The organism is Rhizobium sp. SEMIA 4085 (genome assembly GCF_013004495.1).
In the GTDB taxonomy this organism is placed as follows: domain Bacteria; phylum Pseudomonadota; class Alphaproteobacteria; order Rhizobiales; family Rhizobiaceae; genus Rhizobium; species Rhizobium gallicum.
Map to the genome: position 1 here is coordinate 1 of NZ_JABEPH010000044.1, position 23593 is coordinate 23593.

General features: G+C 58.7%; 26 protein-coding genes. 15 read left to right on the forward strand and 11 right to left on the reverse strand.

The features are described 5' to 3' along the window. Nucleotides 1-501: 501 nt before the first annotated feature. The 3 genes from C9413_RS07005 to C9413_RS07015 all read right to left on the reverse strand — a co-directional run bounded on the left by C9413_RS07005 (nucleotide 502) and on the right by C9413_RS07015 (nucleotide 2818). Complete coding sequence (locus tag C9413_RS07005; protein ID WP_039846470.1) at nucleotides 502-1263, reverse strand: amino acid ABC transporter ATP-binding protein; 762 nt, start codon at nucleotides 1261-1263, stop codon at nucleotides 502-504. Further along, a complete protein-coding gene (locus C9413_RS07010; RefSeq protein ID WP_039846469.1) occupies nucleotides 1260-1940 on the reverse strand; it encodes an amino acid ABC transporter permease in 681 nt (226 codons plus the stop codon). The genes C9413_RS07005 and C9413_RS07010 overlap by 4 nt, the downstream gene beginning before the upstream one ends. A gap of 104 nt (nucleotides 1941-2044) precedes the next feature. After that, nucleotides 2045-2818: an amino acid ABC transporter substrate-binding protein gene (locus C9413_RS07015; RefSeq protein ID WP_039846468.1), complete on the reverse strand. Its 774-nt coding sequence runs from the start codon at nucleotides 2816-2818 to the stop codon at nucleotides 2045-2047. A 238-nt stretch (nucleotides 2819-3056) separates the two neighbouring features. Between C9413_RS07015 and C9413_RS07020 the strand changes: the two genes are divergently transcribed. The 3 genes from C9413_RS07020 to ispG all read left to right on the forward strand — a co-directional run bounded on the left by C9413_RS07020 (nucleotide 3057) and on the right by ispG (nucleotide 6432). Next, nucleotides 3057-3839, forward strand: coding sequence for a DeoR/GlpR family DNA-binding transcription regulator (locus C9413_RS07020; RefSeq protein ID WP_039846467.1), 783 nt, complete (start codon nucleotides 3057-3059; stop codon nucleotides 3837-3839). Nucleotides 3840-3893: 54 nt separating this feature from the next. Beyond that, nucleotides 3894-5087: an MFS transporter gene (locus tag C9413_RS07025; protein WP_039846466.1), complete on the forward strand. Its 1194-nt coding sequence runs from the start codon at nucleotides 3894-3896 to the stop codon at nucleotides 5085-5087. A 94-nt stretch (nucleotides 5088-5181) separates the two neighbouring features. After that, nucleotides 5182-6432, forward strand: coding sequence for a flavodoxin-dependent (E)-4-hydroxy-3-methylbut-2-enyl-diphosphate synthase (gene ispG, locus C9413_RS07030; protein WP_039846465.1), 1251 nt, complete (start codon nucleotides 5182-5184; stop codon nucleotides 6430-6432). Nucleotides 6433-6478: 46 nt separating this feature from the next. Here the strand turns inward: ispG and C9413_RS07035 are convergent, their stop codons facing one another. Then, entirely contained in the window at nucleotides 6479-7393 is a 915-nt protein-coding gene (locus tag C9413_RS07035) for a polyprenyl synthetase family protein (RefSeq protein ID WP_039846464.1), read from the reverse strand. 136 nt (nucleotides 7394-7529) lie between these two features. On the opposite strand from C9413_RS07035, the gene mtgA reads away from it, so the two are divergent. From mtgA to C9413_RS07055, 4 genes are all read left to right on the forward strand, one after another. Further along, nucleotides 7530-8276: a monofunctional biosynthetic peptidoglycan transglycosylase gene (gene mtgA / locus C9413_RS07040; RefSeq protein WP_170250312.1), complete on the forward strand. Its 747-nt coding sequence runs from the start codon at nucleotides 7530-7532 to the stop codon at nucleotides 8274-8276. A 74-nt stretch (nucleotides 8277-8350) separates the two neighbouring features. Further along, complete coding sequence (locus tag C9413_RS07045; RefSeq protein WP_039846463.1) at nucleotides 8351-8998, forward strand: glutathione S-transferase family protein; 648 nt, start codon at nucleotides 8351-8353, stop codon at nucleotides 8996-8998. A gap of 155 nt (nucleotides 8999-9153) precedes the next feature. Beyond that, on the forward strand, nucleotides 9154-9339 hold the full coding sequence (rpmF, locus tag C9413_RS07050; protein WP_003543812.1) for a 50S ribosomal protein L32: 186 nt from the start codon (nucleotides 9154-9156) through the stop codon (nucleotides 9337-9339). 146 nt (nucleotides 9340-9485) lie between these two features. Further along, nucleotides 9486-9893, forward strand: coding sequence for a hypothetical protein (locus C9413_RS07055; RefSeq protein ID WP_170250307.1), 408 nt, complete (start codon nucleotides 9486-9488; stop codon nucleotides 9891-9893). Between the two features lie 3 nt (nucleotides 9894-9896). On the opposite strand, the gene phaR is transcribed toward C9413_RS07055, so the two are convergent. Then, complete coding sequence (gene phaR / locus C9413_RS07060; protein ID WP_170250308.1) at nucleotides 9897-10469, reverse strand: polyhydroxyalkanoate synthesis repressor PhaR; 573 nt, start codon at nucleotides 10467-10469, stop codon at nucleotides 9897-9899. Nucleotides 10470-10706: 237 nt separating this feature from the next. On the opposite strand from phaR, the gene C9413_RS07065 reads away from it, so the two are divergent. Continuing rightward, nucleotides 10707-11888: an acetyl-CoA C-acetyltransferase gene (locus C9413_RS07065; protein WP_039847042.1), complete on the forward strand. Its 1182-nt coding sequence runs from the start codon at nucleotides 10707-10709 to the stop codon at nucleotides 11886-11888. Between the two features lie 65 nt (nucleotides 11889-11953). Continuing rightward, nucleotides 11954-12679, forward strand: coding sequence for an acetoacetyl-CoA reductase (gene phbB / locus C9413_RS07070; protein ID WP_039846460.1), 726 nt, complete (start codon nucleotides 11954-11956; stop codon nucleotides 12677-12679). On the opposite strand, the gene C9413_RS07075 is transcribed toward phbB, so the two are convergent. The 3 genes from C9413_RS07075 to C9413_RS07085 all read right to left on the reverse strand — a co-directional run bounded on the left by C9413_RS07075 (nucleotide 12676) and on the right by C9413_RS07085 (nucleotide 13445). Further along, on the reverse strand, nucleotides 12676-12822 hold the full coding sequence (locus C9413_RS07075) for a hypothetical protein (protein WP_166677501.1): 147 nt from the start codon (nucleotides 12820-12822) through the stop codon (nucleotides 12676-12678). The genes phbB and C9413_RS07075 overlap by 4 nt on opposite strands. Nucleotides 12823-12996: 174 nt before the next feature. Further along, entirely contained in the window at nucleotides 12997-13263 is a 267-nt protein-coding gene (locus C9413_RS07080; RefSeq protein ID WP_039846458.1) for a YMGG-like glycine zipper-containing protein, read from the reverse strand. Between the two features lie 26 nt (nucleotides 13264-13289). Beyond that, nucleotides 13290-13445, reverse strand: a complete 156-nt coding sequence (locus tag C9413_RS07085) for a DUF3309 family protein (RefSeq protein ID WP_022717477.1) — start codon at nucleotides 13443-13445, stop codon at nucleotides 13290-13292. A gap of 166 nt (nucleotides 13446-13611) precedes the next feature. Between C9413_RS07085 and C9413_RS07090 the strand changes: the two genes are divergently transcribed. The 6 genes from C9413_RS07090 (at nucleotide 13612) to C9413_RS07115 (ending at nucleotide 20454) form a co-directional block, all read left to right on the forward strand. After that, nucleotides 13612-14052 (forward strand): hypothetical protein, encoded by a 441-nt coding sequence (locus tag C9413_RS07090; protein WP_170250309.1) that lies wholly within the window; start codon nucleotides 13612-13614, stop codon nucleotides 14050-14052. Between the two features lie 179 nt (nucleotides 14053-14231). Beyond that, nucleotides 14232-17306 carry a DEAD/DEAH box helicase gene (locus tag C9413_RS07095; RefSeq protein WP_039846457.1) on the forward strand — a complete coding sequence of 1025 codons (3075 nt, stop codon included), beginning with the start codon at nucleotides 14232-14234 and terminating at the stop codon, nucleotides 17304-17306. Nucleotides 17307-17309: 3 nt separating this feature from the next. Beyond that, nucleotides 17310-17714, forward strand: a complete 405-nt coding sequence (locus tag C9413_RS07100; RefSeq protein WP_039846456.1) for an RNA-binding S4 domain-containing protein — start codon at nucleotides 17310-17312, stop codon at nucleotides 17712-17714. A gap of 194 nt (nucleotides 17715-17908) precedes the next feature. Next, nucleotides 17909-18247, forward strand: a complete 339-nt coding sequence (gene fdxA / locus C9413_RS07105; protein ID WP_028739996.1) for a ferredoxin FdxA — start codon at nucleotides 17909-17911, stop codon at nucleotides 18245-18247. Between the two features lie 399 nt (nucleotides 18248-18646). After that, complete coding sequence (locus C9413_RS07110; protein ID WP_039846455.1) at nucleotides 18647-19219, forward strand: CarD family transcriptional regulator; 573 nt, start codon at nucleotides 18647-18649, stop codon at nucleotides 19217-19219. A gap of 371 nt (nucleotides 19220-19590) precedes the next feature. Beyond that, a complete protein-coding gene (locus tag C9413_RS07115) occupies nucleotides 19591-20454 on the forward strand; it encodes an RNA polymerase factor sigma-32 (RefSeq protein ID WP_022717472.1) in 864 nt (287 codons plus the stop codon). A 50-nt stretch (nucleotides 20455-20504) separates the two neighbouring features. Here the strand turns inward: C9413_RS07115 and C9413_RS07120 are convergent, their stop codons facing one another. The 3 genes from C9413_RS07120 to C9413_RS07130 form a co-directional block, all read right to left on the reverse strand. Then, the gene (locus C9413_RS07120; protein WP_039847041.1) at nucleotides 20505-22049 is read right to left on the reverse strand and encodes a M48 family metalloprotease; all 1545 of its coding nucleotides are present in this window, start codon (nucleotides 22047-22049) and stop codon (nucleotides 20505-20507) included. A gap of 252 nt (nucleotides 22050-22301) precedes the next feature. Then, nucleotides 22302-23021, reverse strand: coding sequence for an ATP-binding cassette domain-containing protein (locus C9413_RS07125; protein WP_170250310.1), 720 nt, complete (start codon nucleotides 23019-23021; stop codon nucleotides 22302-22304). After that, a partial coding sequence (locus tag C9413_RS07130; protein WP_170250311.1) for an ABC transporter permease subunit occupies nucleotides 23008-23593 on the reverse strand: 586 nt, incomplete at its 5' end. The genes C9413_RS07125 and C9413_RS07130, both read right to left, overlap by 14 nt.

Below are 23593 nucleotides of genomic sequence, written 5' to 3' on the forward strand. Positions count from 1 at the left end.
GCCAAACCCGCGATCTAGCGTTGGAACTGTCATCGCGTCCTCCCAAAGTCAAAGATCACTCATACCTTGTTCGACCGTGATGTGCATAATATTCAAGTAAGCATAAGGGCCGCTATTGCTGGACAGAGCTGAAAGTAATCACGGTTTCGTGGGTTTGGGGACCGGAAAAGATTCGCCATCCATACCTCACTACCTAGATTTTAGTTCCTCAATAGCGAACTTGATCGGGCGTGGTGCCGGGACTGCTATTTTTCACAGAGCCGCCGGTCCGCCTAGTACGCGTGCAACGACACTTATGAATCGGTCAGATGCCATCGATTCATGGACGTGATGAGTGGCTCGCGGACCACCGGACTTATTGTGTGGAAATGGATGGATGAATGGATGAACGTGCTCGATCCATCCACGATACAGATCACCCAATCCAACGCGGAGATCGAGCGACGATAACGCACGCAATCCTCGATATTGTGAAACGGGTCAGCCGGTCCTAGGCGTAGTCTAGATATCGTAGGTATGTGCGGCGTTGATCGTCGAGATGAAGCGTTTGGTGCGCTCGCGTTCCGGCGCCGTGAAGATGGACTTCGCCGTGCCGGTTTCGACGACGTTTCCGGCTTCCAGAAACACGACGTTGTGGGCGATCTTCGAGGCGAGCCGCAGATCATGTGTCGCCATGACCATGGTCGTGCCTTCGCTGGCCAGCCGGCCGAGAACATCGACGACTTCCGCCGAAAGTTCGGGATCGAGTGCCGAAGTCGGCTCGTCACAGAGAAGGACGCGCGGCGACGGAGCCAACGCACGGGCGATCGCGACGCGCTGCTGCTGGCCGCCGGAAAGTGTCGAGGGCCAGGCATCCGCCTTATGCGCCATGTCGACCTTGGTGAGCAGTTCCATAGCGCGGGCGTGCGCCCTTTCTTTCGGCCATTTCAGGACCGTCACTAAGCCTTCCATGACGTTTTCGATCGCGGTTTGATGTGGGAAGAGCTGGAAATTCTGGAAGACCATGCCCGTCTGGCGGCGGATCTTCTGGATCGCTTGCCAACCAAGCCTCCTTCCCGGCACAAAATCCAGCGTCTCTTCGCCAATCCGGATCGAACCAGCTGTCGGAATCTCAAGCAGGTTGATGCAGCGAAGCAGCGTGCTCTTGCCGCCGCCGGAGGGACCCACGAGGGCAGTGACGGTGCCTTCGGGGATGCGGATGCTGATATCCTTTAGGATGATGGCATCACCGAAGCGCTTTTCGATGTTGGAAAGCTCGATCATGCATTTGCCTCCAGCATGCCGCCGTAGCGCGCGAAGCGGCGCTCGAGCCGTACCTGCAGCGCTGAGAGCACGGAGCTCAAAACGAGGTAGATCAGCGCTGCCTCGATATAAAGGATCAGCGGCTCATAGGTTGTCGCAACGATGCGCTGTGCAGCCTGGAAAAGCTCCGGCACGGTGATTGCCGCCGCCAGCGACGTATCCTTGACCAATGAAATGAAGGTATTTGAAAGCGGCGGCACGGCGACACGACCGGCCTGCGGCAAGATCGTGCGGCTCATCGCCTGCCGCCAGTTCATGCCGATCGAATAGGCAGCTTCCCATTGTCCCTTCGAAACGGAGGAGATGACCGCCCGGATGATTTCGGAGCTGTAAGCGCCGATGTTCAGCGTGAAGCCGATCAGAGCCGCCGAAAAGGCGTCGAGCAGAATGCCGAGGCTCGGCAGGCCGTAGAAGATGACGAAGAGCTGCACGAGCAGCGGCGTGCCGCGGATGACCCAGACGTAGAACCGCGCGATTGAGGCGATGGGAGCCGGGCCGAAGAGGCGTGCCACGGCGGTCACCAGCCCGAGCGCCAGGCCGAAGACGAAGGAGAGCAGGGTCAGCGGTATGGTGAAGATCAGGCCGGCCCACAAAAGCGTGGGGAGCGATTCCGCCATCAGTTGAAGCCAGTGCGGCACAGGTGTGTTTCCTTAATGAAAGGGCGTCCAGCGGCTTTTCGCTGGACGCTCTTCAGCAGATATAGAGGATGTGCCAGCGGCAGGAAACCGCCCTTTCGAAGCGCTTACTTCGATACGTCCTGGCCGAAATATTTATCGGCGATCTTCTTGTAGGTGCCGTCTGCCTTGATGTCTGCCAGTGCCTTGTTGATCGCCTCGAGCAGTTCCGGCTCTTTCTTGCGGATGATGATGCCGGAGTAGTCGGCGTTTTCCTGCTCGGCCGCAATCTTCACATTTGCGTCCGGCTTGTGCTTCTTGAAGTCCAGGAAAGAGAGGCTGTCATTGATCGTTGCATCGGCGCGGCCGGTCAGCACGAGCTGGATCGATTGGTCGAAGCCTTCGGTGCCGATGAGCTCTGCGCCGGATTGCTCGGCGAGCTTGCCGAAGTTGCTTGTCAACGACTGGGCAGATTTCTTGCCCTTCAGGTCGGCGAAGCTCTTGATGCTGTCGTCGTCTGCACGGGCGATGAGCACCGCCTTGGAGGCGATATAGGGCTCGGAGAAGTCGTACTTCTGCTTGCGGGCTTCGGTGATGCCGACCTGGTTGATGACGGTGTCGTAGCGCTTGGCGTCGAGGCCGGCAATCAGGCCGTCCCACTTGCCTTCAACGAACTCGGCCTTGACGCCGATCTTGGCGGCAATCGCTTCGCCGATTTCGACGTCGAACCCCACGAGCTTGCCGCTTTCGTCATGGTAGGTGAATGGCGCATAGGTGCCCTCCGTACCGATCTTGAAAACGCCTGCGGACTTGATGGCGTTGAGATTTTCGCCGGCCTGGGCGGAGACGAAGGCAGTGGCCGAGATAAAGGCCGCGGCAGCGATGGTCTTGAGGAGTTTCATGTTTGCGGGTCCATGTGGGAGAAATTGGATGACAGATAGATTGCAGAAAATAGGGCGTGGCGAAGCGTAGAAAACTGCAAAGAAATTGGGCGACTGCGAATATTTTTCTCATTTGGCTGGATTTTGACGCGGCTTGTTTCAGGCTGTCAGAAAACGTGTGGCCGTGCCTATTGTGTGCACGTTCATATACGTTTATGCACGTTCTCAGAATATGGCGCCAAATGCGAGCTAAACAGGCATGAATACGACCGAGATGCTGTTGAAGGAGCGGCAGAACATCATATCCGGCAAGCTTCAGGCGAACGGCCGTGTGCTTGCGGCTGAACTCGCGCTGGAATTCGGGGTTTCCGAAGATACGATCCGACGCGATCTGCGCGAGATGGCAGCTGCCGGGCTCTGTGAGCGGGTCTATGGCGGTGCGCTGCCGGTTTCGCCTGCCGGCGGGAGCCTCAAGCAGCGAATGGGAATTGCCCTCGATCGCAAACAACTGCTGGCCCAAGCCGCCGTCTCGCAGATTACGCCCGGGTCGACGATATTTTTTGATGCGGGAAGCACCAATCTGGCGATTGCCAAAGCCCTTCCATCAGACATGGCGCTGACGGCTGCGACGAATGCTCCGGCAATTGCCGCAGCGCTGATAGACAACGGCGGCGTCGATGTCATCCTGATCGGCGGAATGGTCGACCGGCAGGTGGGCGGCGCACTCGGCGCCAAGGCAATGCGGGACATGGAGCAGATCTCGCCAGACCTTTGCATTCTCGGCGCCTGCGGCATCGATCTGGAAGCGGGCGTCACGACATTCGGTTTCGAGGACGCCGAGTTCAAGCGGTTCGCGACGTCGCGAAGCCGGAAGGTGCTGGTTGCAGTAACCTCGGATAAATTCAGTACAGCGGCGCCGCACGGCGTCCTGCCCGTCGCCCATTGCGAATGCCTCGTCGTGGAGGACGATGCCGACGAGGCGCTGCTTGCGGCCTATCGCGAGCGGGGCTGCCGGACTGTCAAGGCGCGCAAGGCGCGATGAATAACTTTGAGTCGGATCCTTAAGGGGCCGACTGCAGGAGGAGACGGGAATACAATGGATAATCCGATGAATGTGGCCCAAGGGGTGCGGCGTGGCTTCCTGCCGAAGAGCAGGGTTGCGGTGTCGCTGCTCTTCCTGATGAACGGCTTTGTCGTCGGCTGCTGGGCTCCGAAGATTCCGGATTTCGCGGAGCGTCTGGAACTGACGAAATTCCAGCTCGGGCTGATGATCCTGGTGTTCGGCCTTGGGTCATTGACATTGATGCCGATTGCCGGGGCGCAGATCGCCAAGCATGGCTCGCACGTGGTGTCGCGGGCAACCGCGGCCTGTGTACTGCCAATTCTTCTGGCGCTGACGGTGGCGCCGAATATTGTTACCGGCGCAATCGCGCTCTTCCTGTTTGGTGGGTTCATCGGCGCAATGGACGTCGCAATGAACGCCAACGCCGTTGCCGTCGAGAAGTCGATGCGCCGGGCGATCATGTCGTCCTGCCATGCCTTCTGGAGCCTTGGCGGCCTGATCGGTTCGGGCCTTGGCGGCTTCGTCATCGCCAAGCTCGGCGTTCTTGGCCATGCGCAGCTCGCTACCGTGCTCACGTTGGTTTTCCTCGTGATCGCCTGGCCGATGATCCTTGCCGATCCGCCGCATCCGGATGAGAAGAAAGAAAAAACACGCCTGCCGATGACGCCTCTGCCATGGTTGCTCGGGCTCATGGCGCTCTTTTCGATGGTTCCGGAAGGTGCCGTGCTCGACTGGGGTGCGCTCTATCTCCGCCAGGAAATGAATGCATCCGTTGCTCTTTCCGGTTTCGGGTTTGCGGCCTTCTCGCTGACAATGGCAATCATGCGTTTCGCCGGCGATCTGGTGCGCGACAAGCTCGGCGGCGTCAAGACGCTGCGCGTCTGCACCCTCTTTGCCATCGCCGGCATGCTGATCGCAGCCCTTGCGCCGAATGCCGAGCTTGCCATTGTCGGCTTTGCCTTTTGTGGCATCGGCATTTCGAACATGGTGCCGATCGCCTTTTCCGCGGCAGGCAATGTCCCTGGCCTGAAGGCCGGGATCGGCCTTTCGGTCGTCACGACCATGGGCTATTCCGGCATGCTGGTTGCACCCTCTGCAATCGGCTTTGCAGCCGAGCATGTCGGCTTTAGCGCCGTCTTCATGGCGCTGCCCGTCCTGCTGGTCGTGGTGCTGATCTTTTCGAAGCTTGCCCGCTACGCGGACGGCATCTCCGGCGGCGGGCACTAGGTCAGCCAAGCAAAAGTGATGCTTTGGGCGTTGACAAGAAAGCGGGTATGATCCACCTGAAAGGCACGAATTTAAGGGTTCAAGAGCTCTATCTATGTCCTCACCTACCGATTTTGATCCGAAACCGCGCCGCGCTTCCGTCGCGGTCGACGTGGGCGGCGTCGTCGTCGGCGGCGGTGCGCCGGTTGTCGTGCAGTCAATGACAAATACCGATACGGCGGATATCGATTCCACGGTTGCGCAGGTTGCCGCCCTCTTCAAGGCGGGGTCGGAGCTCGTGCGCATCACCGTCGATCGTGACGAAAGCGCTGCTGCCGTTCCGAAGATTCGCGAGCGGCTCCTGCGCCTCGGCATGGATGTGCCGCTTATCGGCGATTTCCACTATATCGGCCACAAGCTGCTTGCCGATCATCCGGCCTGCGCCGAAGCATTGGCGAAATACCGCATCAATCCTGGCAATGTCGGTTTCAAGGACAAGAAGGACAAGCAGTTCGCCGAAATCATCGAGACAGCGGTCCGCTATGACAAACCGGTGCGTATCGGCGTCAACTGGGGTTCGCTCGACCAGGACTTGCTGACGGCGCTGATGGACAAGAATGCCGAGGCGGGTTCGCCGCTTTCGGCTCGTCAGGTGACGCGCGAGGCGATCGTGCAATCGGCATTGATCTCGGCCACCCTTGCCGAAGAAATCGGCCTGCCGCGAAACCGCATTATCCTGTCGGCCAAGGTCAGTCAGGTCCAGGATCTGATCGCTGTCTATTCCATGCTTTCCGAGCGCTCGGACCATGCGCTGCATCTCGGACTCACGGAAGCAGGAATGGGCACCAAGGGCGTCGTCGCTTCGTCGGCTGCCATGGGCTACGTTCTGCAGCACGGCATCGGCGATACGATCCGCGTTTCGCTGACGCCGGAGCCGAATGGCGATCGTACACGCGAAGTGCAGGTGGCACAGGAACTGCTGCAGGTTATGGGTTTCCGGCAGTTCGTGCCGGTGGTCGCTGCCTGTCCCGGCTGCGGCCGAACGACATCGACGGTTTTCCAGGAACTGGCGCAGAATATTCAAAACGATATCCGCAAGAACATGCCGGTCTGGCGGGAGAAATATCCGGGCGTGGAAGCCCTGAACGTCGCGGTGATGGGCTGCATCGTCAACGGGCCGGGCGAAAGCAAGCATGCCGATATCGGCATTTCGCTGCCTGGCACCGGCGAGACGCCGGCCGCGCCCGTTTTCATTGATGGCAAGAAGACGCTGACGTTGCGCGGGCCGAACATTGCTTCGGATTTCGAGGCGCTTGTCATCGACTATATCGAAAGGCGCTTCGGTCAAAAGACCGCTGCTGAATGAGCTCAGCCGCTAGATGCCGACAGGTGTCTCGCCTGCCGCTGCTGCGTCAGCTTTTTCGAGCGGCAACAAAACGCGCGGTGGCGGCGAGCGTCGCAGCGGCATCGCCGTAAGGCTCCAACAGCTGTGTCGCATCCTCGACGTGGCGTCGGAGCTCGGCTTCGGCCCATCCGATACCACGCAGAGAGACGAGAGTACCTTTGCCGCGGCCCACGTCCTTGCCGGTCGCCTTGCCCATGGTGGCGGCGTCTGATGTGACATCAAGAAGATCGTCGGCGAGCTGGAAGGCAAGACCGATCTTTTCGCCGAAAGCGCGCAGGCGCTTGCGATCGTCGCTCGAGGCGCCGGCGATCATCGCGCCTGCTTCGCAAGCAAAGCGGATTAACGCTCCCGTCTTCATAGCCTGCAATGTAACGATGCCGCGTTCATCCGGTGTGTTTTTTTCCGCAGCAAGATCCAGTGCCTGTCCGCCAGCCATTCCGCCCAGGCCAGCGCTGCGCGCAAGCGCAAGGACCAGCGCCACCTTGCTTTGCTCTGGAAGTCCCGTCTCGTCGGCGGCGATAATGTCGAAGGCGTAGGTCAGAAGGCTGTCTCCTGCAAGGATCGCGGTCGCCTCGTCGAAGGCTATGTGCAGCGTCGGTTTGCCGCGGCGTAGCTTGTCATCGTCCATCGCTGGAAGATCGTCATGAACGAGCGAATAGCAGTGAATGCATTCAAGTGCTGCACCCACTCTCAAGGCCGCCTCTTTGTCTCCGCCCAGGAGCAGCGCGCTCTCCACGACGAGAAATGGGCGAAGCCGCTTGCCACCGTTCAGCACCGCATAGTGCATCGCCGCCCTCAGGCTTTCAGGGCGGGCAATCTCATCCTCTCGCACGTCATTGGAAAGCAGCGCGTCCAGCAACGCCTCGATCTCTTGGGCGTTGGTCTTCAAACGGATATCGAAGGCTTCGGAGCTCGCGACCATGCGCGCTCTTTGGCATGAGCAGTGGCGCCGTTGCAACGGAATTGTCAATGATCACAGCAAGATTTCCTTTGCATCTGGCCTTCACGACCAGCAAACGCTATGAGAGCGGAGGGAACAGGTGTTGGGCATACACATATTGGACATATCGCCGGAAAGAGAGGACAGCATTGCGATGCCGGCTCATCGCCGTTTGTTCGCTTGGCTGCGCAGCCGGTCGATCATGACGCGCATCGTCCTTGCGACCGCCGGATTTCTGGTCCTGCCTTATGTTCTGATCTTTGTTTATCTGATCCCTTTTATTCATCCCGTCTCGACGCTGATGTTGCGCGACATCGTGCTCCTGCGCGGCTACGACCGGCAATGGGTCTCTTTGGACGACATCTCGCCGGTTCTCGTTCAGTCCGTGATGATGTCGGAGGATGGTCAATACTGTTTCCACGGCGGGGTCGACTGGGGTGAAATGCAGGAGCTGGTCGCAGAGACCCTCGACGGCGAAGCGACCCGCGGCGGCAGCACAATCCCGATGCAGACGGCAAAGAACCTGTTTCTGTGGAATGGACGCTCCTTTGTGCGCAAGGCACTTGAACTGCCGCTGGCGGTCGCCTCTGACCTCGTCTGGACCAAACGCCGGCTGATGGAGATCTATCTCAACATTGCGGAGTGGGGACCGGGTATCTACGGCATCGAGGCGGCGGCGCGCTATCATTTCAAGGTACCGGCTTCCAAGCTCTCGCGACGCCAAGCAGCGCTTTTGGCCGTTTCTCTCCCGAACCCGATCGACCGAAACGCCGGAAAGCCCCGCCGCGGCCTTCGCACGCTTGCCTCAGTCATCGAGCGCCGCGCTCAAGGTTCCGGCGATTACATCAGATGTCTTTATGATTGAGGCATGAATTATTCATTGGTCGCGTTAGCCGGGCGCCGCTAAATTCGGCCCCGAAATCAATTTAGGGATGCTTCATGGACAGCCTAACCCTCTATATCGGAAACAAGAACTACTCCTCATGGTCGTTCCGGCCATGGATTGCGATGGAAGCAACGGGCATTGCGTTCGAAGAAATTCTGATCCCCTTTGATTTTCCCGCAGGCAATCCGCGCATCAGGGAGATCTCTCCCACGGGCAGGGTGCCGGTTCTATTCCATGGCAGCCTGCGGGTATGGGAATCGCTCTCGATCATCGACTACGTCTCCGAGCTCCATCCCGAGGCGGGGCTTTGGCCCGAGGATCGCGCACAGCGCGCGGTGGCGCGTTCGGTCTCGATGGAGATGCTTTCGGGTTTCCGAGCGCTCAGAGGCGCCTGTCCGATGAATATCCGGCGCGAGCGAGGCAAGATCGCACCTGCGGATGGCGTAATGGATGATGTCGTGCGGATCGAAACCATTTTCCGCGAGTTGCGCGGCCGCTCGGGCGGACCGTTTCTGTTTGGCGAATTTTCGGCCGCCGACGCGATGTTTGCGCCGGTCGTCAGCCGCTTCGATACCTATGACCTTGTAACTGCCAGCGACACGTTGAACTATATGGCGGCGTTAAAGGCGCATCCTGCCTGGCTGAAGTGGGAAGCTGCGGCCCAAGCCGAGCCCTGGATCGTGCCGAAAGACGAGCTCTGAGCTTGAATTCACGAGAATCGCAAAAAATCTGTTTGGGGACTGGTCAACCACCCGCAAGGCATGTATAAGCGCGCAAAATTTCCGAAATCGCGATACGTCCGTTTCGGCCGCCAGCTTGGCCGGGAATGTGTTGCCTGTGAATTGGAGTACGTAAAATGGCTGTACCGAAGAGAAAAACGAGCCCGTCCAAGCGCGGTATGCGCCGTTCTGCAGACGCCCTGAAGGCTCCGACCTACGTGGAAGACAAGAATTCCGGCGAACTGCGCCGCCCGCACCATATCGATCTGAAGACCGGTATGTATCGTGGCCGCCAGGTTCTGACGCCGAAGGAAAGCGCATAAAGCTCCCAAAATCTGGCACAGCCAGGATTGAAAAGGCCGGCTTCAACGCCGGCCTTTTTGCTTTTGAGCACTATTGTACTTCCCATGCCTTGAAGTGGTGCTGTGATCTGCTGCAGTATTCCCGTCGAAATAGGGGACATGGCTCAATGATCGCTGTAATGCCGCTGATGGTAATCCCGTTTATTCTTTACAACATGACGATGGCCGGTTTGATGGGTGGCGGAGGCATTCCCGCGCTCCAGCATGACATCATGGTGCTTTCGATGATCTGCGGTGCGATCTGGAGCATGGCGCTCGGCGAGCTCTTCATCGTCGTGGCGCTGGTGATCCTGTTCTTCGAGATATTGAAGGCCACCCGCAATGGATCCGGCAGCCTTGTCAATCACATGTTGTCGATGCTGGTTTTCATCGCCTTCCTGGTCGAGTTCCTTCTCGTCCAGGATGCGGCAACACAGGTCTTCTTCATCTTGATGACGATTGCATTGATCGACGTGATCGGCGGGTTTGCAGTCTCGATCCGCAGTGCCGGCCGCGATGTTTCGATCGGGCTTTGAACCTTAGAGATTGTCGAGCTTGTTCTGCAGGGCGCGCAGCTGTTCCTTCAACTCGTCGATATCCTTCGCCTCGGCCTTCTTCGTTTCCTTGGCGGGAGGTGTCATGAAGGGAGAGAACATCTGCATGGCCTTCTGAAACATCTCGGTGTTGCGGCGGACCTGGTCCTCGACCATCTGAATCGGCAGCTGCAGGTTCTTGCCGCGCGGTGACTCGCCGAAGGCGCGGTTCACCTGTTCGCGCATCTGCGCCTGCTGTTCGGTGAAGGCGCGCATGGAATGTTCAAGAAAGCTCGGAACGACCATCTGCATCTGATCGCCGTAATAAGTGATGAGCTGGCGCAGGAAGGAAATCGGCAGCAGCGTATTTCCGGTTTTTGATTCCTGTTCGAAAATGATCTGGGTCAAAACGGAATGTGTGATGTCATCACCGCTCTTTGCGTCCTGTACGGTAAAATCCTCTCCCCTCTTCACCATCTCCGCCAGATCTTCCAACGTCACATAGGTGCTGGTGCCTGTATTGTAGAGGCGGCGGTTGGCGTATTTCTTGATGACTATTTGACCCTCGTTCTTCGCCATATCAGTCTCCTGAACCCCGTCTGATTGTCATGGATATTCCTCCGTAACAGACTGTAGACGCAAAAGAAGCCTGGTGACAATCTCTTTGTGCGATGCGGCAACCCCTTTGAGAAAAGGGATAATTCGCACATTCGCAAGCCGCAGCGAAAATCACCGCAGTCGCCTTCTCGTTTGACTTAGGGCTGAAGCTTTGCCAGTTTCGACCTATGTATGCTGAAGGAAAACGAGGAGGCCTTTATGAGCAGTTCATCCATCGTCATCGCCAGCGCGGCCCGCACAGCGGTCGGCTCTTTCAATGGTGCATTCGCCACGGTTCCGGCGCATGAGCTTGGGGCTGCCGCCCTCAAAGCTGCGCTAGAACGCGCAGGCGTCGACGCAGCCGAGGTCGACGAGGTTATCCTTGGCCAGGTGCTGCAAGCAGGCGAAGGCCAAAATCCAGCGCGCCAGGCCGCCATAAAAGCGGGCGTTCCGAACGAGGCTACCGCCTGGAGCGTCAACCAGCTTTGCGGTTCGGGCCTTCGGGCGGTCGCTCTGGGAATGCAGCAGATCGCGCTGGGGGATGCGAAGATCATAGTCGCCGGCGGCCAGGAATCGATGTCAATGGCTCCGCATGCCGCGCATCTGCGTGGCGGTACGAAGATGGGCGACATGAAGATGGTCGACACCATGATCAAGGACGGCCTGACAGACGCTTTTTACGGCTACCACATGGGCATCACCGCCGAGAACGTCGCCCGCCAGTGGCAACTTTCCCGCGACGACCAGGATCAGTTTGCGGTTTCCTCTCAGAACAAGGCGGAAGCGGCCCAGAAGGAAGGCCGCTTCAAGGATGAGATCGTTCCCTTCGTCATCCAGACACGCAAGGGCGATGTCACCGTGGATGCGGACGAGTATATCCGTCACGGTGCAACACTCGATTCAATGGGCAAGCTTCGTCCGGCTTTCGACAAAGAGGGCACGGTGACGGCTGGCAATGCGTCGGGCCTCAATGACGGCGCGGCAGCCGCGATCCTGATGACGGAAGCGGAGGCCGAAAGGCGCGGCATCCAGCCGCTGGCACGCATCGTTTCCTGGGCGACGGCTGGTGTGGATCCTCAAGTGATGGGTACTGGCCCGATCCCTGCGTCGCGCAGGGCGCTTGAGAAGGCTGGCTGGTCCGTAGGCGATCTCGACCTGGTCGAGGCGAACGAGGCCTTTGCCGCTCAAGCTTGCGCTGTGAACAAGGATCTTGGCTGGGATCCGGCGATCGTCAACGTCAATGGCGGCGCAATCGCGATCGGTCATCCGATCGGTGCGTCCGGAGCGCGGGTTCTCAACACGCTGCTGTTCGAAATGAAGCGGCGCAGTGCCAAGAAGGGTCTTGCGACACTTTGCATCGGTGGCGGCATGGGTGTCGCCATGTGCTTCGAGGCATTTTGAATAGTATGCGATTGATAATTCGAGAGCGCCTGATCAAAGGCGAATGACCGAGAGGGGAGCGAAGCATGAGCAGAGTGGTTTTGGTCACCGGTGGCACGCGCGGCATCGGTGCCGCCATTTCGATGGCACTTAGGAATGCGGGCTATAAGGTCGCCGCCAGTTACGCCGGCAACGACGAGAAGGCGAGGGCCTTCCATGACGTAACCGGCATCCCGGTCTTCAAGTGGGATGTTTCCGATTACGTCGCTTGCGGCGAAGGGGTCGCAAAGGTGGAGGCAGAACTCGGCGGCATCGAAGTGCTGGTCAACAATGCCGGCATTACGCGCGACGCAATGTTTCACAAGATGACGCCGCAGCAATGGCATGAGGTCATCAATACAAACCTTACCGGCCTCTTCAACATGACGCACCACGTCTGGGGCGGGATGCGCGACCGCAGCTTCGGACGCATCGTCAACATCTCTTCCATCAATGGCCAAAAGGGTCAGATGGGGCAGGTGAACTATTCGGCTGCCAAGGCGGGTGATCTCGGCTTTACGAAAGCACTTGCCCAGGAGGGGGCAGCGAAGAACATTACGGTGAACGCCGTCTGCCCTGGCTATATCGGCACGGAAATGGTTCTTGCGGTTCCGGAGAAAGTGCTCAACGAGCGGATCATTCCCCAGATTCCGGTCGGGCGCCTTGGCGAGCCGGAGGAGGTCGCGCGCTGCGTTGCCTTTCTCATCTCCGACGATGCCGGCTTTATCACCGGCTCGACGCTTTCGGCGAACGGCGGGCAGTTCTTCGTTTAGTTGCCGCGCGGACGCCTGATATTTGCCCTGACTGGTACGCTTTGCGGACGGCTGTCGCCGGCGCAAAGCGTACCAGAAGCTATCGTGCGTAACGCTGCTGCAACGAGATCGGCGACAGCGGCATTCAAAATGATCTGAACCATGGAGGCATTCCTTGCCTGAACGGCAACCGTTGCCGTGTTGTGGAAGGAATATCGCTCACCCCTGTGGTGGAGTAGAATTTGACCTTCGCGACCGGTCGTCGACATGCTTTTGATGACACGCAACAACAAACGGGCGCCGATGGCGCCCGTTTGCTTTCATTTTAACGGCAATACTTAGTAACGGCGCGGGCAGCGTGCTTCGTAGCGGCGACCGTAGCGGTCGCGATAGACGCAGTAGCCGCGGCGTTCCACGGACTGGCCGATAAGAGCACCAGCAAGGCCGCCAGCAACCGCACCGACTGCAGCGCCACCCCAACTGTCGCTAACAGCACCGCCAATGATTGCGCCGGTACCAGCGCCAATGGCCGTCCCTCTTTCCGTCGGCGTGCAGGATGCAAGGGCGCCTACAAGGGCGGCTACAATCGCAATTTTTTTCATCATGACTTTCACTCCCAGTTACCTAGCCGTTAAATCCGGCCCATTAAGACAAGGATAATTATGATGATGAGAACTAGCCCCAAACCCCCGGAAGGTCCATAGCCCCAACCACGGCTGTATCCCCAATTCGGGAGAGCACCAATCAAAAGCAGAATAAGGATAATGAGAAGTATCGTTCCGAGCATGTTGCGATTCCTTCAACTCATCGTAAGTCCGAATGGACAATAAACACGCATCCGCGATTTTTGTTCCCGGCTAAGCTCCCAATATGCAGGCGGCACCGGTTTTCTGCTTAGGACGGGGGTCAAGAACGGTGATCAAGAGAAGCGTCAATCGTTAAAAGGACCGTCGATGGCAGTACCGGGCGACCAACGCGTCGTCGTGGTTCTATGGTTAAAATTCGAATTCAATACAATATGTTGCGGTGAACGAACCGGGAAAATCGCGATGTCGCCGATTCGTCAGCGATTCGTTCCGGATTTGATCGAAATGTTAATGCGATCGCGTGAAGCGTTCGTCGAATATGAATCCGGCTTCCGAAACCTGACGCAAACATTGCCCTTGGGATTGGCCGCCGATCGTTCCGGATTCGGCCGCAGCCTCAATTCCCGGCAATTTTCCCAGCTGTTTCTCGTCCATATTCGCTCTCGGGAAAGAACGTTAACCCGAGCAGCATTTCGCGCTATCCAGCGCCTGATGCCAAATCAGCATCTAGTAGGAAAAACTGATTCAAAACCAATACTTAGCCGTGAACAAAAGCTGAATCACCGCGGGTCGCCGATTCGTCGCTGATTCGTTCTCACGCTGTTCCGAATCTTAAAACAGTCACTTAGCGGCATTTCCTGAATCAAGTTTGCAGCTGATTTTGGAAGACGGCTCTTGCGTTTAGCCGGCCGGCTGTCCATGTGTTGTCTGCTTCGGGAACGGAGCGCACTTGACCTCGAGGCTCCCCCGCCTCACTTGCATGGACAATGACACTGACATCGCAGCCCATGATACTGAGCGGGCGCGGCGTGACCGCGGTGCTCGGCCCCACCAATACGGGCAAGACCCATTACGCCATCGAGCGCATGGTAGCCCACGGCACCGGCGTGATCGGCCTGCCGCTGCGTTTGCTGGCACGGGAAGTCTATACGCGTGTCGTCGAAAAGGTGGGAGTGCAGAATGTCGCCCTCGTGACCGGCGAGGAGAAGATCTCGCCGCCGACTGCGCGCTTTTCGGTTTGCACGGTCGAAGCCATGCCGCGCGAAACCAAGGCCGCCTTTGTCGCGATCGATGAGGTCCAGCTTGCAGGCGACCTCGAGCGCGGCCACATCTTCACCGACCGTATTTTGCATTTGCGAGGCCGCGACGAAACGCTGCTTTTAGGGGCCGACACGATGCGGCCGATCCTGCAGCAACTCCTGCCGGGCATCACGGTCGTTGAGAGGCCGCGGCTTTCGCACCTCTTCTACGCGGGTCAAAAGAAGATCACCCGTCTTCCTCAGCGCTCGGTGATCGTCGCCTTTTCGGCAGATGAGGTCTACGCCATTGCCGAATTGATCCGCCGTCAGCGAGGGGGTGCTGCGGTTGTTCTCGGTGCCCTCAGTCCCCGCACCCGAAATTCTCAAGTTGCGCTCTATCAGGCCGGCGATGTTGAATATCTCGTCGCGACCGATGCGATCGGCATGGGCCTCAATCTCGATGTCGATCACGTGGCGTTCGCGCAGGACCGCAAGTTCGACGGCTATCAGTTCCGCAATCTCAATCCTGCCGAACTCGGCCAGGTTGCCGGACGTGCCGGCCGCCACGTGCGTGACGGTACATTCGGCGTAACAGGCCAAGTGCAGCCGTTCGATGAGGAATTGGCGCAGCGGATAGAAGCGCACGAATTCGACAATGTCAGGGTCTTGCAGTGGCGCACGAAAGAGCTTGATTTCTCGTCGATACAATCATTGCGGGCCAGTCTTGAACGTCCGCCGAGCGCTGAAGGTTTGACGCGGGCTTTGCCCGCCGTCGACCAGCAAGCGCTTGAACACCTGACGCGCTATCCGGAAATCGTAGATCTGGCTACAAATCCGCAGCGCGTGGAGAAGCTTTGGGAAACTTGCGCGCTGCCTGATTATCGGCGTATCACCCCTGCACAGCATGCTGACCTGATCTCGACGCTCTTTTCCGATCTTGTGCGCTATGGCACGGTGAACGAGCAGTTTCTCGCAGAGCAGGTGCAAAGAGCCGATCGCACGGATGGCGAAATTGACACGCTTTCGGCGCGAATCGCGCAGATAAGAACATGGACTTATGTGTCGAATCGGCCCGGATGGCTTGCCGATCCGACACACTGGCAGGAAAAGACGCGGGAAATCGAGGATCGATTGTCCGATGCGTTACATGAAAGGTTGACGAAACGCTTTGTTGATCGCAGGACATCTGTGCTCATGAAGCGCCTGAGAGAGAATGCGATGCTGGAAGCTGAAATCAGTGTGAATGGCGATGTCTTTGTTGAAGGACATCATGTGGGGCAGTTGTCCGGGTTCCGGTTTACCCCAATTTCGGGTGCGGACGGATCGGACGCCAAGGCGATCCAAACGGCATCGCAAAAGGCGCTTGCCCTGGAATTCGAGGCGCGCGCCGCGCGCCTCCATGCTGCAGGCAACAGCGATCTGGCGATCAGCGCCGACGGCCTCATCCGGTGGATCGGCGATCCGGTTGCTCGCCTTGCGGGCAGCGAGCACGTCATGCGTCCTCGCGTCATCCTGCTTGCCGACGAACAGCTGACGGGCAACGCGCGCGAGCACGTTGCAGCCCGCGTCGAACGCTTCGTCAATCACCATATCAGCACGGTTTTGAAGCCGCTCGATGATCTTTCGCGTGCTGAGGACCTACAGGGCCTTGCCAAGGGCCTCGCCTTCCAGCTCGTCGAAAATCTCGGTGTGCTCTTCCGCCGCGATGTGACGGAAGAGGTGAAGTCGCTGGATCAGGACGCGCGCGCTTCCATGCGCCGTTATGGTGTTCGCTTCGGCGCCTACCACATTTTCGTCCCTGCGCTTTTGAAGCCGGCTCCGGCTGAACTCATCACGCTGCTCTGGGCCTTGAAAAATGACGGCCTTGAAAAACCGGGCTACGGCGATCTCATTCCGGTGCTGGCTGCCGGCCGCACGTCCGTCGTGACCGATCCGGGCTTCGAGCGCACGTTCTATAAGCTCGCTGGTTTCCGGTTTCTCGGCAAGCGTGCCGTTCGCATCGATATTCTCGAGCGGCTTGCGGATATCATCCGTCCGTTGCTGCAGTGGAAGCCGGGTCAGGCGAACCGGCCGGAAGGCGCTTATGATGGCCGCCGCTTCACGACCACCACTGCGATGCTTTCGATCCTCGGCGCGACGCTGGAGGACATGGAAGAGATCCTCAAGGGCCTTGGCTATCGCGCCGATGCCGTGACGGCCGAGGATGCAGCAACTCATCTTGCTGCCCACGATGCTTCCGCTGCCCCGGCAGCCGAAACCTCTGGGGAAGAGGCCGCCGAAAAAGCCGATCATGACGATGCCGACAGCACATCGGAAGAAGCTGCTTCCGCAGCGCCGGCTGCAGAAGAAAAACCGGCTGTCGAGGCCGCGGCGAGCGAAGCATCCGCGGCTGAATCTGCGGAAGCCGCTGAACCTGTCGAACCGAAACCTGTCCTTTTGTGGCGTCTTGGCGGACGCAACGACAACCATCGCCAAGCACGCAGTCCCGGGGAACGCCGCGGCGGTGACCGTCAGCAGCAGGGCAACCGCCGCCACGGCGGGGGTGAAGGCGCAGAAGGCAATCGTGGCGAAGGCCGGGACGGCAAACGCCACGAACGCGGCCGCGACGGCGGCAAGCCGCACCAGGCTCGGGGCGATCGCAACGAGCAGCGGGGCGATCGTCAGGATCGCGGCGACCGCAAGGATCGCAACGACCGCAACAACAATCGCAACGGCTCGCAGCCGTTGCGCTTCGAGGCAAAGGCGCCGCGCAAGGAAAAGCCGATTGATCCGGATTCTCCTTTCGCAAAGCTCGCTGCCTTGAAGGAGCAGATGAAGAAGTAGCCTATGAGCGGGGAGACACAGCCAGGAAGCGGTTCGCGTCAGCGCATCGACAAGTGGCTGTTTTTCACGCGCATGGTGAAATCTCGCTCTCTGGCGCAAGGCCACATCCAGTCAGGCCACGTTCGCATCAATGGCGAGCGCGTCCAACAACCCAGCCAGACCGTGAAGGCGGGTGACCGTGTCGAGCTGACGCTGGATCGGCGGGATGTGGTTCTGATCGTGAAGGCATCAGGCGAGAGGCGCGGGCCCTTCGAAGAAGCAAAACTACTTTACGAGGATCTGACGCCGCCTCAGGGTGAGACAAAACGTCTCACGCCCTACGAGCAGGCCATCCGTTCGACGGGCGCCGGCCGGCCGACGAAAAAGGAGCGGCGCGCAGTCGACAGACTGATGTCGGACGAGGATTAGAAAACTCTGTCCATCAGGGCCTGATCGACAGATCGTTTATTCTTGAAATTCGACCACAAAGCCGATACGTGACAGTCAACTTGCCGGACAGTGTGCTTGCCTCCCAAGCCTGTCCACGCTGTCCTCCGGCCAGGGGAAAGGCGCGACGTTCCAGGTTGCCCGGCCCCGCTTGCGTGAAAATCCTGGAGTTCTTCATGACCTATGTCGTGACCGACAATTGCATTCGCTGCAAATATACCGACTGCGTGGAAGTATGCCCTGTCGACTGCTTCTATGAGGGCGAAAATTTCCTCGTCATCCACCCGGATGAGTGCATCGACTGTGGTGTCTGCGAACCGGAATGTCCCGCCGAGGCCATCAAGCCGGATACCGAGCCCGGGCTCGACAAGTGGCTCAAGATCAATGCTGAATATGCCAGCAGCTGGCCCAACATCACCGTCAAGAAAGAACCGATGGCGGAAGCCAAGGAAATGGACGGAGAGGCCGGCAAGTTCGAGAAGTACTTCAGCGAAAAACCCGGTTCCGGCGATTGACGAACATTTTGCCGGTGTAGCCCTGAAATAGGGGCCGAAGGCGGGCGTAAACGTTTATAAGATGCTCTGCTGATATGGGTGCCATGTGTTGCCCACATGACTCACGTTAAGCAAATTATTGATTTCCTCATATTTTTATGATAGGTTCGCCACACTGATCCATTTGAGGCACGAAGCGTGCCCAAAACCATCACGAAAGCAAAAGAAATCCGTACGCGGTTCCCCGTGAGATATCAACGCCTTGAGCTGTTCGATCATTGATCGCGCGCAAGGAGATCTTTTGCTTCTGTCTGGTGGGACCAGAGTGAAGTCACCCGACGGAGCTGATCCGTCTCAACCGGGCCTGACTGACCCGGCGCCGGCCGCTGCCGGACGCGTAACAGGGAGTTTTTGATTAGTATGACGACCCAGCAGAAAAAACCTTCAGCAGCACGCCATGGCTTCAAGACCGGCGAATCGATCGTATACCCCGCTCACGGCGTCGGTAACATCACGGCTATCGAAGAGCAAGAAGTCGCCGGCATGAAGCTCGAGCTTTTCGTTATCGATTTCGATAAGGACAAGATGCGCTTGAAAGTTCCGGTTGCCAAGGCAATGAGCATCGGCATGCGCAAGCTCTCGGAAACCGATTTCGTCGAGCGCGCCCTGAAGGTCGTGCAGGGTAAGGCACGTGTCAAGCGCACCATGTGGTCCCGCCGTGCGCAGGAATATGATGCCAAGATCAACTCCGGTGACCTGATTTCCATCGCAGAAGTCGTTCGCGACCTCTATCGCGCTGAAAATCAGCCCGAGCAGTCCTATTCCGAGCGTCAGCTCTATGAAGCGGCGCTCGATCGCATGGCGCGCGAAATCGCCGCAGTGAACAAGATGTCGGAAACCGAAGCTGTTCGTCTCGTCGAGATGAATCTCAACAAGGGTCCGAAGCGCGGCAAGGCAATCGAAGAAGACGATTCGCAGGACGAAGCCGCTTAATACTGCATTGTTTTCCTTAACAAAAAGCCCGGCCTGCGAGCCGGGTTTTTTTGTGGAACTTTTTCCGGCCAGCCGCGTTTAGACACTGTACGTGCGGATTGCATCGGGAAATATCTGCCTGATCGAACGTTCGCATCCTGTCAACGTTCGATGAGGAGCGGATCATGCCTTCCACAATTTGCCAGGCCGGCAACTTGAAGAATCGGGTCCAACCTTACCTGCATATGACAAAGAGATAGGGCCTCCTCCTGAAAAATCCAGGAGCGGGGCCTTTATGCATTCACACGCTGGATTGATCCGGGCAGCTTGGTCCGGGAGTAACCTGATTGTTTTCTTCAAGGGCACGAGGCCTGATTTTTAGGAGACCGATTATGAAGAACATGTCTGCAGACCGGCGCATGATCAAAATCGCCATGGCGGCTCCCTATCTTGCTCGCGAAGAAGAACATGATCTCGCTATTCGCTGGAAGGACAATGAGGATCGCGGTGCCCGCAACCAGATCGCGATGGCTCACATGCGTCTCGTCATTTCGATGGCGGGCAAGTTTCGCAACTTCGGTCTGCCGATGAGCGATCTTGTCCAGGAAGGTTATGTCGGTCTCCTTGAAGCGGCTGCCCGCTTTGAGCCGGAACGCGAGGTGCGCTTCTCTACCTACGCAAGCTGGTGGATTCGTGCGTCGATTCAGGATTATATCCTGCGCAACTGGTCGATTGTCCGCGGCGGTACGAGCTCCGCCCAAAAGGCCCTCTTCTTCAATCTGCGTCGCCTGCGCGCCAAACTTGCCAGAGGCGACTCGCATCTCACCCTTCAATCCATCCATCAGGAGATCGCGGCTGCCCTGGGTGTCAGCCTCGCCGACGTCCAGACGATGGATGCGCGCCTTTCCGGCAATGACGCCTCGCTGCAGGCGCCTTCGGTTTCCGGCGATGCCGACAGCGCGGAGAAGATGGATTTCCTTGTCAGCGACGATCCGTTGCCGGACGAGCAGGTTTCCAACATGATCGATGGCGAACGTCGCCGTATCTGGCTGACATCGGCGCTGAAACATCTCAATGAGCGCGAAATGAAGATCATTGCGGCACGCCGCCTTGCCGAAGAAGGTGCGACGCTCGAAGAACTCGGCGCCGATCTCGGAATTTCAAAGGAACGCGTTCGCCAGATCGAAAGCCGCGCCATGGAAAAGTTGCGCAGCGCGCTTGTCAGCGCGGATCCCCATATGGCGGCTCACGCCTAGAGCTCTTACTTCCAGCAGCACAAACTGGCCCGGCGAAAGCCGGGTTCTTTTTATTCGGAAATGATTTTCACGCGGTCGCCGGGCGAGACCGTGCCGCCAGTTGGCAGGGCATTGATCAATTTGAAGAGGTCGAGCTTACGATCCGTGCCCAGCATTCGGGCCGCCAGCGTTGCGACGTTTTCGCCGGGACGCACGCTGATGACGCGGATTCTCAGAGGCTTCAGCGTTGCCGCCTCTTGCGGTGTCATGCGGCGGAAGCTGGCGCGCAGTACGTCTGCCGTCGGCTGCAGGACGGCACTGCCCTTTGGAACGGCGGTCAAGAAGCGGAAGATCTGCGAGTTGTTGCGCACCACGGTCACGTCGAAATCCCAGCGATCCGCGGTTGCACGGGCCGTTGCCGCTTCCATGCCGTTGACGGTGATCGGCCGGATCGTCGAAGGATCGAGGCCGGTGACCCAGCCGCTCGATATGTAGTTCGTCAAGCTTTGGTTGTCGCTGTCGGCAACCCCGTCGAAGCGGATCGCCACGTCTCCCGGACCGGTGGCCATGACGGCTTCGACTTTATTGTCGATGCTGAAATCCGGCGGCACGTCGAAGCGAATGCCGAGACCACCGTGCAGGAAGGTCTGGCCACGAACATAGCCTTCCTCCGGACTGTCGCCATAGAGAAGACCGTCGATGCCATCGAGATAATAGCCCCGGCCCTTGTCTCCGACCGTCCCTTCCTGGCCGAAGGCGCGGGCGTGATCGCGCGCAAGCTCGATACGCTGCACCGAGTTCGGGTGGCTCGAAAGGAAGTCCAGGCTTTGATCGGCCTCAGGATCGGCCGACATGAAGCGACTATAGGCCGCCATGGAATCGAGGAAGCGAGTGGCGGCGTAAGGATCGTAGCCCGCTTCACCGAGCATGCGCACGCCGATCACATCGGCCTGCAGTTCCTGCTGGCGCGAGAAGGCGGCGAGACGCAGCTTACCGCGGGCAAGCGCCTGTTTGCCGGCGATGTCGCTCGACAAAACCTCGGCGACGACGCGGCTCGCGATGACCTCCGCCTCTTCGCGCTTCTGGCGTTCGATGCCGTGATTGGCCGTAACGTGACCCATTTCATGCGACAGCACAGCCGCGACTTCGGAAGCGTCGTTGGCAAGCGCCAGCAGACCTCGGGTCACATAGAGATAGCCGCCCGGCAGCGCGAAAGCGTTGATTGCCGGCGAATTCAAAATCGTGATTCGGTAGGACTGGCTCGGATTTTCCGAAACCGCCGTTAGCGCACCGGCAATGCGCGCAACGAGGCGTTCAGTCTTGGCGTCCTTGTATTCGCCGCCGTAGCTTGCAACGATACGCGGATGTTCGCGCGCGCCCATGGCGGCACGCGGATCGTTCTTCTGCACTTCATCGACGATCTGTGGGCTGGCAGAGGGCGAGACCGTCGGCTGATAGGATTGCTCGAGAATCGACTGGCAGCCATTGAGCGCGACTGCGGCCGCAGACACAAGCAGCGCATGGCGGCTCCACCGGTAGGGCGCAGAAAGCACGTTACTGGAGGGCGCGGGGCGTTTCCACGTCGTCATGCTGTCCAGTCTGGCTCTCCGAGTCATCTTGCTTTTCGGCCGGTTTGCCGCATGTCCGATCCGGCCGCTTCCAACGGGGTTCAACAGTCGTCCATCCCGGTTCTCGCACTGCACAGCGGGAAGACACAAGCCATTGCTGTAACTGATTTCCGCATCGGTTGCATAGCGAGACTCTGTTTAATTGTAGCGCCGTTGTATTTTAGCAAGCGTGGCGTCGTTAGGGCGATCTTTCGCTCGGATGAAATTGTGGCGAAAGTGCCATCGCAAGTATGAGATTCGTCAGCCGTGCAGAAATCGCCTTAGCGCGGGCATATCTTCCCGCGCGAGATACTCGGTGAGTGGCGCGGCAAGAACGATCGCGCCTTTATCGATAAAGACACCGTAATCGGCGATCCGGCGCACCTCGTCGGGATCATGCGAAACCATGATCACCGTGTTTTCGGTTTCCATGTGCATACCAAGCAGCAGTTCGGCCATGCCTGCGCGCAAGCCCGGGTCAAGCGCTGCAAAAGGTTCATCCAGCAGCAGAACGGCGCGCTTTCGCACGAGCGCGCGCGCAAATGCGGCTCGCTGCCGCTCTCCACCGGAAAGCGTTGCGGGCATACGCCGTTCGAAATTGGCGAGACCGACCTTCTCAAGCGCTTGGGAAATTTTTCTCCGGTCTTGGGCGGCAAGCTTCAACGCCGGATCGATCCCCAGGCCGACATTGGTAAAGATATCAAGATGGGCAAAGAGATTGTTGTCCTGGAAGACGACCGAGACCGGACGTTCCGCCGGATAGGCGGCCGTCACATCAGCGCCGTGCATCAAAATGCGGCCGCTGTCAGGTCTTTCAAAACCGGCAAGCAGATTGAGAAAGGTTGACTTCCCGGCGCCGGAAGGCCCGCTCACCGCGATGATCCGGCCGGCCGGCAGACGGGAATCGAAATGGAAAGCGTGCGTGCCGAGCATCAAGCGCACGTCCTGCATTTCGATCTCGTCTTGATTAGCGATCGCCATCGCCATTCTCCCGTCTCGGCTGGCCCGCTGTTCCGGCGATTGTCAGCAGCAGGCAAATGATGCCGAGGATCAGCGCAAGGCCGTCGGCATCGTTCGTCCGGTAGCTGCCCATGCGGCTGTAGACGAGCCAGGGCAATGTCACCAAACCTTCAGAACCGAAGAGAGCAACGGCGCCGAGATCGCCGAGCGAGAGCGCCATTGCGAACGACAAGGCGGTGAGCAGCGGCTTCTTCAAGCCCGGCCAATCGATCAATCTCAATCGAGCCGCGTGCGCAATCCCCAAGCTTGCGGCCAGTTTCTGCGTCCGGCGCTGATGCACAATATAGGCCGGCTCCAGTACGCGCATGACAAAGGGAAGTGCCATGAGCATATTGATGAGAACGACGAGCACGGCCGCAAAGCGCGTCGCATCGCCAAAGGGCCGCAGTGCCATGAACCACCCGGTTGCGAGTACGATTGGAGGCACGAGCAGCACCATCGATGAAGCACCGCCCATGGCTGTGAAAAAGGACCTGTCGGTAACGCCGCGCCGCCGCTTCGATAAGATTGCATGCCGGGCACGAATCATGGCT

Coding starts and splice junctions, on each gene's coding strand:
- C9413_RS07120 (WP_039847041.1), bottom strand. CDS start 22,049: ATGACTCGGAGAGCCAGACTGGACAGCATGACGACGTGGAAACGCCCC.
- C9413_RS07125 (WP_170250310.1), bottom strand. CDS start 23,021: ATGGCGATCGCTAATCAAGACGAGATCGAAATGCAGGACGTGCGCTTG.
- phaR (WP_170250308.1), bottom strand. CDS start 10,469: ATGGCGAAGAACGAGGGTCAAATAGTCATCAAGAAATACGCCAACCGC.
- C9413_RS07080 (WP_039846458.1), bottom strand. CDS start 13,263: ATGATGAAAAAAATTGCGATTGTAGCCGCCCTTGTAGGCGCCCTTGCA.
- C9413_RS07020 (WP_039846467.1), top strand. CDS start 3,057: ATGAATACGACCGAGATGCTGTTGAAGGAGCGGCAGAACATCATATCC.
- C9413_RS07025 (WP_039846466.1), top strand. CDS start 3,894: ATGGATAATCCGATGAATGTGGCCCAAGGGGTGCGGCGTGGCTTCCTG.
- ispG (WP_039846465.1), top strand. CDS start 5,182: ATGTCCTCACCTACCGATTTTGATCCGAAACCGCGCCGCGCTTCCGTC.
- C9413_RS07085 (WP_022717477.1), bottom strand. CDS start 13,445: ATGCTCGGAACGATACTTCTCATTATCCTTATTCTGCTTTTGATTGGT.
- rpmF (WP_003543812.1), top strand. CDS start 9,154: ATGGCTGTACCGAAGAGAAAAACGAGCCCGTCCAAGCGCGGTATGCGC.
- C9413_RS07005 (WP_039846470.1), bottom strand. CDS start 1,263: ATGATCGAGCTTTCCAACATCGAAAAGCGCTTCGGTGATGCCATCATC.
- C9413_RS07065 (WP_039847042.1), top strand. CDS start 10,707: ATGAGCAGTTCATCCATCGTCATCGCCAGCGCGGCCCGCACAGCGGTC.
- C9413_RS07090 (WP_170250309.1), top strand. CDS start 13,612: ATGGCAGTACCGGGCGACCAACGCGTCGTCGTGGTTCTATGGTTAAAA.
- C9413_RS07045 (WP_039846463.1), top strand. CDS start 8,351: ATGGACAGCCTAACCCTCTATATCGGAAACAAGAACTACTCCTCATGG.
- C9413_RS07100 (WP_039846456.1), top strand. CDS start 17,310: ATGAGCGGGGAGACACAGCCAGGAAGCGGTTCGCGTCAGCGCATCGAC.
- C9413_RS07075 (WP_166677501.1), bottom strand. CDS start 12,822: ATGGTTCAGATCATTTTGAATGCCGCTGTCGCCGATCTCGTTGCAGCA.
- C9413_RS07115 (WP_022717472.1), top strand. CDS start 19,591: ATGAAGAACATGTCTGCAGACCGGCGCATGATCAAAATCGCCATGGCG.
- fdxA (WP_028739996.1), top strand. CDS start 17,909: ATGACCTATGTCGTGACCGACAATTGCATTCGCTGCAAATATACCGAC.
- C9413_RS07110 (WP_039846455.1), top strand. CDS start 18,647: ATGACGACCCAGCAGAAAAAACCTTCAGCAGCACGCCATGGCTTCAAG.
- C9413_RS07095 (WP_039846457.1), top strand. CDS start 14,232: ATGACACTGACATCGCAGCCCATGATACTGAGCGGGCGCGGCGTGACC.
- C9413_RS07035 (WP_039846464.1), bottom strand. CDS start 7,393: ATGGTCGCGAGCTCCGAAGCCTTCGATATCCGTTTGAAGACCAACGCC.
- C9413_RS07015 (WP_039846468.1), bottom strand. CDS start 2,818: ATGAAACTCCTCAAGACCATCGCTGCCGCGGCCTTTATCTCGGCCACT.
- C9413_RS07055 (WP_170250307.1), top strand. CDS start 9,486: ATGATCGCTGTAATGCCGCTGATGGTAATCCCGTTTATTCTTTACAAC.
- phbB (WP_039846460.1), top strand. CDS start 11,954: ATGAGCAGAGTGGTTTTGGTCACCGGTGGCACGCGCGGCATCGGTGCC.